This window comes from Bacillus sp. K2I17 (genome assembly GCF_002209985.1).
Taxonomy (GTDB): Bacteria; Bacillota; Bacilli; order Bacillales; family Bacillaceae_G; genus Bacillus_A; species Bacillus_A wiedmannii.
The window spans coordinates 21,334-27,333 of record NZ_NJGF01000137.1 but is presented as its reverse complement, the minus strand read 5'-3'; the positions used below and the strand labels follow the sequence as shown (position 1 = coordinate 27,333).

Below are 6,000 nucleotides of genomic sequence, written 5' to 3'. Positions count from 1 at the left end.
GTCAGACCTAATTGAAAATATTTGTTAATTTAGTTATAATAATGGTAATTAAAGATATCATTACCCTCATACAAAAGGACAAACCTACGTATCCCTATCAGGGCCAGGTTTGTCCTTTTTTTATTGTAGTAAACAATTCTTATTGGGAGGATTAAATATGGCTGTACTAAAAGATACAACTTATATAGAAATGAATACGCATAACGAGATTAGATTTTTCAAAGGGATATTTTGGGGAATAGTCTTTGTAGTTCCTTTTTGGAGTATGATGATAGCCTTATTCATTTGGCTTTGTAAATAATATGCCAGCAACCGTGTGTAGTAAAGGGCAGTAGCAGGGCTTCAACCTACTTTCTGTTATATAATATACCCAAAGAAATCAGATGATTATAATGAAGATGACAATTAGGCAGAAAAACCTTAGAAGCTTTTTCTGCCTAATTGAATGAAGACAAAGGGGTTCATTCAAAGATAGGCTAAATTTTGACCTCTAATTATGGATAGAGACGCTTGTATAATCAATTTAATAGTAAACTATGGTTTAACCTTGTAAGAGCTTGTATCGCTTAATATCAGCCATATACAGCTTATTAGAAATACCTTAGTGGTATCTGGAGAAAATGGATTAACTAGGTCTGTCTCCTTAACCATGGAAGATACACAACAGCTTTATAAATATTATACGATTTGAAGTGAATCGAGCAGAATTAAACAAACGTATTTCTGTACAGCAGATGAGAAACACCTTTATTCTCAATCTTATTAAACAAGAAGTAACTGAAGAAGAGTTGGTAAGTAGGATGAGATTCAAAACTAAGATATCTTTAAAGAGGTAGTATTAATATTTACAATGATCTGCAAATCAACGATCCTATCCTAATTGTATTAAATACACTAAAATGGGGTCCTGCCATATGTCTATCAAGCTAAGATTTTAAAGTCCCCCTAAACGAAAATTTACTTTCTCTACAGGTAGTTACTTTGAGAAGGTAGCTCATTTTTTCGTTTTTTTGGGGGGTTTTTCTTAAGTTGATGGTGATTTGGTGTCCTCCTATAAAAAAGACACCCCAAGGTGCCTTACTCCGACTTGAACCACTTTAATTTTAATAATATAGTTCTAAGTTTAAAAATTATAGAGATTTTTCCTGTGGGATTTGTAAGTAGTTTTTACGAAATTATGATTGTTTTTTATTTTGTATTTCAATAAGTTCATCTGGTATCATTTTTGTATAATATTCTTTTTCTGTTAGTTCAAATATAAATAATGCTTTTTTCCAGTTATACACAACATCTTCTACATTGTGTTGTGTAATCTTTAATAAATACTGACCTTTTAAGTAAAATAGTTCACCTAATAGGTATAAAGTATTTAGATTAATTGCTAATTTGATGCCCTTATCAATGTATTTTATTGCCTCTTCATGTTGATATGTGAAATCTAAACATTTTGCTAAATTTAATATAATTTTCAACTTAATTTCTTTATCTCTATGAAAATCTAACTTATTAAAATTAGTTAAACATCTTTTTAATATATTAATACTTTTTTCATATTCTTTATTTTCCCCATGAAATATAGCCATTGTCTGCATAATATCTATTTCTCTTTCTGATAAACAATCAACATTCGTTACAGTTAGTTTTAATGCATTATTTAAAAGAGTTAAAGCAGTTTTTATTGATCTATTCACCTCATATATAGCAATTGCTTCATTCCATAGTAGAAATTGTTTATCTTCTGTTGTTTGGAAAGCATGCCCTTCTTTCTCTTTTTTTACTATTTCATAAAGTTCTTTAAATTGTTTTTGCTTTGTACAATCCATCATTACATGTTTTACATTTTGTACGTATTTTAATTTTTTGTTTTGAGTTAGTGCAAATATATTATTTGGATCAACACCAAGTCTTTCAGATAATTGATATAACAATATGCTAGATGGATAAATTATACCTTTTTCTATCTTGCTAATTTGACTTTGTGAGCATATTCCATGACATAATTCGGATTGTGATATATTTTTTTTCATTCTAAGTTCTTTAATGGTAATACCCAAATCGTTAAATTCCATTTTCCCCACCTACTATTTAGCAATTTATTAGTATAATAAGATTCTCTAACCTTAATGTAAAGTAAAATTAATATGGTTGCAATTATTGTTTGTTGTAAAGGTCTTACCGTGTTATAAGATGGTGAGGTTTTTATTATGTACAAAAAAAGAGGAGGAAGGAACCTTAGTATAGACATTCTCTATTATGTAATTCCTCTATTTTTAATCGATTACGATTTCATTTATATTTAGCTTGTTTAAAGCCTTTTTATAAAAAGACATTGAACCAATTAGTTCAATGTCTTTGTGCCTCTTACATGTTTGTGTACTCAAAGTACAATTTTTCCGGTTTTCCATACATGTTAATTTCATTTTGATATACAACAGCTAATTGCTGAGACATCTGAATGTTTTCCATATAAGATAATGAAGCAGCTGCTTCTATTTTTTCTTTAATTTCATTAGGGATAACTGTGTAAGATAAATTCCCCATCTTACTTCCTAACTTAGTATCGGTAGCAGCTTCATAATAAATTTCGGTAATTAAGACCTCATTATCATCTGGATCATACATATATCCTCGGTTAACTGTAATCATAGTATAGTGCTCCTCTCATTTTTCGTTTTCTAATTCCTTGTGCTTTTAGCATTACAACGAGTACCTTATTTTTATATAAATGCCCTAGTTTCTAATTTGTATATTCCATTCTTTCTCTACTCTACTATAAATTAGTATTTAATATCTTTTTTTAGTTTTGAATTCAAAAAAACTTAACAATACTAAAGAGCTAGGCTATGAATTCATTCTTCACATTCTTTATTTTACTATTCCTACAAGAGTATAAGGACTGTCAGTAATTTTTAGCTCATTACAGGTATCCTGTAGTAATCTTAATTTTTCATATCCATTATGGATGACTTTAGTTTGTTCGGTTGTACTTAATTTTTGATAGTTTAGCTATTCTACATAATCGCAATCATGTATGTTTCCATTAAATAAAACTTACTGCTTCATAAGAAATACTAGCACAAATCACTCTCACATTCTTTTTCTTACGCTATACTTTGTAAAGTTCATATGATCCCTCCTCTAAATTAAACAAACAAGCACAATATATGTGCTTGTTTGTTTAATTTAGCATATTATTAGCCCAAAAGGTCTATTTACAAGTGATTCCTAACTTAAAGACAACATAAAAAGGACTTCTTTAAGTCGATTGAAAATGCGCATAGCAAAATAAGCTATATACATTAATCGGCTCAAAGAAGCCCTTTCACAATTGAAACAAGAACACAACTTGCTTCTACAACTCAACCACAACCCATAAGGCGTGGGAATAAACGGAATCAATTAAACAATAAACATATTTTTATATTAAACTATTTTTATATTGTATTCAATTGTTTTAATTAAACGAATATAAGAAGAGGTTTTATATGCAGTTGTTATATGTATTAAATAATAATGTCCCTGTTTCCACTGCTACAAATCCCCCCTTATTTTCGGTTCTTGGTGTTACTTCATGTACTGCATTTCAAAATATAGTTTTTCTGGTTTTTGATTTTGGTCTAAATAAATAAGTATTTCTCTAATAGTTCCTTTTGCAACTTCAATATTTTCCATATAGGACTTACTTTCATTTTCTTGAACCTTTCGAAAAATAGCAGTGGGTAGTTTTACTGCACCAAATACCCCCATCTTACTTCCTAGCTTTTTATCTGAAGCAGCATCGTAGAAAATTTCATTTACAATTACTTCATTATCATCCGGATCGTACATGTACCCTCTTTGTATGCGTAGCAATGTATTACTCCTTTCTTGTATATTTCATTTCAATAATAACAACATTTGTATATATCGTTGTTGTTAAACCAGGCATCAAATAGTATTATTTCGTAAAATCCGCACTTTGTATAGAGGTAGACACAGGATAATTAGTTTTCTTAAATTGTTTTTGAATATTTCGTGCTTTTTATACAACAAACAAGCCACCCTCTAAAAGAAAGCAATAGCTTGTAAGGGTCGCTTAGTTTATAGTAAATAGCTTTGTATTTAATTGCTTAATCTCTCCCTCTGCAAGAGGCTGATAAAAAGCATGTTGTAATCCTTCTACATGTAATGTTTCTCCTATACATAGCAATACTTTACCAGGAATTAAATCAAGTAGTAGTTCATTATTAATTTGCTTTGCTTGTTTTTCAGTAGAAACATAAATAACTAGGATTGTAGGGTTATTCCTTAAATCTTTTATGATAACATCCTTACCTGACTCTACGAAATCTCTCCATCTAGCAATAATATGTCGTAAGCGATTCTTTTTATCTGTTAATAAGGTGGAGTATACAACAAAATTAAATTCTTGATTTACTCCGCCCTGCGCAACAAAACTCAAAGGAGGGGTAAAAACCCCTTTACTAATAGATGGATGCATAATATGCCCTATAAAGGAAGGAGCATAACGCAGGTGGCAAAGTAGGTCTATATCATGCCAATAGCGTAGATGAACAAATTTACCGTGATTATCAAGACGCTCTGGAGCAAAGAAAAACATATTACCTTTCCAGTATTTTAAGAGCTTATAACCATTATCGGATAATGTATATGTTTCTTCAAAGGTTTCCAAATCAAAACTCTCAACCTGCCATTTTTCAATTAGACGATAGTAAAGTAATCCTTGAAGTGCATCATTTATTTTCTTACGTGAATATTTGTTCTTGAATAAATATAGTAAATGATTGAATCGAACAGATGTATGAACACCAATGAAAGTAAGTATGGCATACTGTTCTTCTGTCAAACGCTGCTTAAACTTAACCAATTCTTCATAAGAATGGAATACATAGGATTTATCCAGTTCATGTATTCGATATATTTGAAGTCCCTGTACATCCTCATTTGATAAATGAGGAATAGATGGTACATAAGTAGACAATTGTTTCTCTATTGTACGCATAATCATCCATTAAAATTGATAAATTGACGAATTAGATTTTTTACTCTGTCCTTGGGGGTAATTTAGGATACGTACAGTTCCTTTTCTATTTTTGGCATCGATATTAAGCAGCTCGCATGTAATAATCGTTTGGTTTATTGCATCTTCCGCAGTTGGGTTGGCAAGATTACGGCTCTTTAGTCCTTTAAATTGAATACCTGGTGCAACTTCTACGAAAATACCAGCAATTGCATCTACCCCTACTATTTTACCTACAAAGCGGTCACGGCGTTTCTTTAGCTCTAATAGCTTATCCATTGGATCTGTTTCTAGTTTCTTTTTATTTCCTCTAAATTCATAACGGCCATTCTTTTCTACTACTTTATCAATGATAAGTTCTACAACATCACCAATTACAATATCCTCTGGGCGTACAAATGAGTGTGACCATTGGGAATACCTTACTCCCACTGTTACACCATGAACTTCAACTAAAACAGTTTGTGCAGATGGAATATGTCCAGAAACAGTTCCTGTGTATACTTTATTCCCCTCTTGTGCTGTTACTTCTTCATACAATCTCTTTTGAAGTGCTAGTTCTCCTGCGGTAATAGATACAACGGCAAAGTTACCTTCTTCGGTTCTTTGGAAGTGCTCAATAATAACAGGTTTTGTCCTTCCTACTAGCCACTGAGGGTTTTTAGGAATATTGATTCCAGCCTCTGTAATGGGACAGTATGCAGTCGTATGAGTACCAATTTCAATTGTAAGTACTTGTATACGCTCTGATGTACCATTTTTAGTTGGAAACAGTTTTTCAGATACGACAGTAATTAACCCTTTCCCTACAGTACGCTCCCGTTTCATACGAGCTAATTCCTCTAGTTCATGATCACGTACTCGCTCAAATTGATTAAAGTTTGTTTCTAACACTGTGTCACCTTGTGTGTTCTCTGATTCAAAAGCCATTCCAAGTTCCTCTACAGTTTGAGTGTTTGTCTTATCCTCTTTCATTATAG

The 6,000-nt window shown here is 31.4% G+C and carries 6 protein-coding genes and 1 pseudogene; 2 read left to right on the top strand and 5 right to left on the bottom strand.

Going from position 1 to position 6,000, the window contains the following annotated elements; all coding sequences use genetic code 11:
- The first annotated feature begins 157 nt into the window (after positions 1-157).
- Together CER22_RS33460 and CER22_RS34005 are read left to right on the top strand one after the other, a co-directional pair.
- Entirely contained in the window at positions 158-301 is a 144-nt protein-coding gene (locus tag CER22_RS33460; protein ID WP_165915447.1) for a hypothetical protein, read from the top strand.
- 186 nt (positions 302-487) lie between these two features.
- Positions 488-836: pseudogene (locus CER22_RS34005) on the top strand (integrase); the annotation flags it as partial.
- A gap of 339 nt (positions 837-1,175) precedes the next feature.
- Here CER22_RS34005 and CER22_RS31340 read toward each other — a convergent pair.
- The 5 genes from CER22_RS31340 to CER22_RS31315 form a co-directional block, all read right to left on the bottom strand.
- Complete coding sequence (locus CER22_RS31340) at positions 1,176-2,069, bottom strand: helix-turn-helix domain-containing protein (protein WP_088610531.1); 894 nt, start codon at positions 2,067-2,069, stop codon at positions 1,176-1,178.
- 292 nt (positions 2,070-2,361) lie between these two features.
- Positions 2,362-2,646: a hypothetical protein gene (locus tag CER22_RS31335; RefSeq protein ID WP_088060726.1), complete on the bottom strand. Its 285-nt coding sequence runs from the start codon at positions 2,644-2,646 to the stop codon at positions 2,362-2,364.
- Positions 2,647-3,564: 918 nt separating this feature from the next.
- Entirely contained in the window at positions 3,565-3,852 is a 288-nt protein-coding gene (locus tag CER22_RS31325) for a hypothetical protein (RefSeq protein ID WP_087983681.1), read from the bottom strand.
- Positions 3,853-4,075: 223 nt separating this feature from the next.
- Positions 4,076-5,002: a hypothetical protein gene (locus tag CER22_RS31320; protein ID WP_088610530.1), complete on the bottom strand. Its 927-nt coding sequence runs from the start codon at positions 5,000-5,002 to the stop codon at positions 4,076-4,078.
- Between the two features lie 9 nt (positions 5,003-5,011).
- Positions 5,012-5,995: an RNA-binding protein gene (locus CER22_RS31315; protein WP_088610529.1), complete on the bottom strand. Its 984-nt coding sequence runs from the start codon at positions 5,993-5,995 to the stop codon at positions 5,012-5,014.
- Positions 5,996-6,000: the final 5 nt, after the last annotated feature.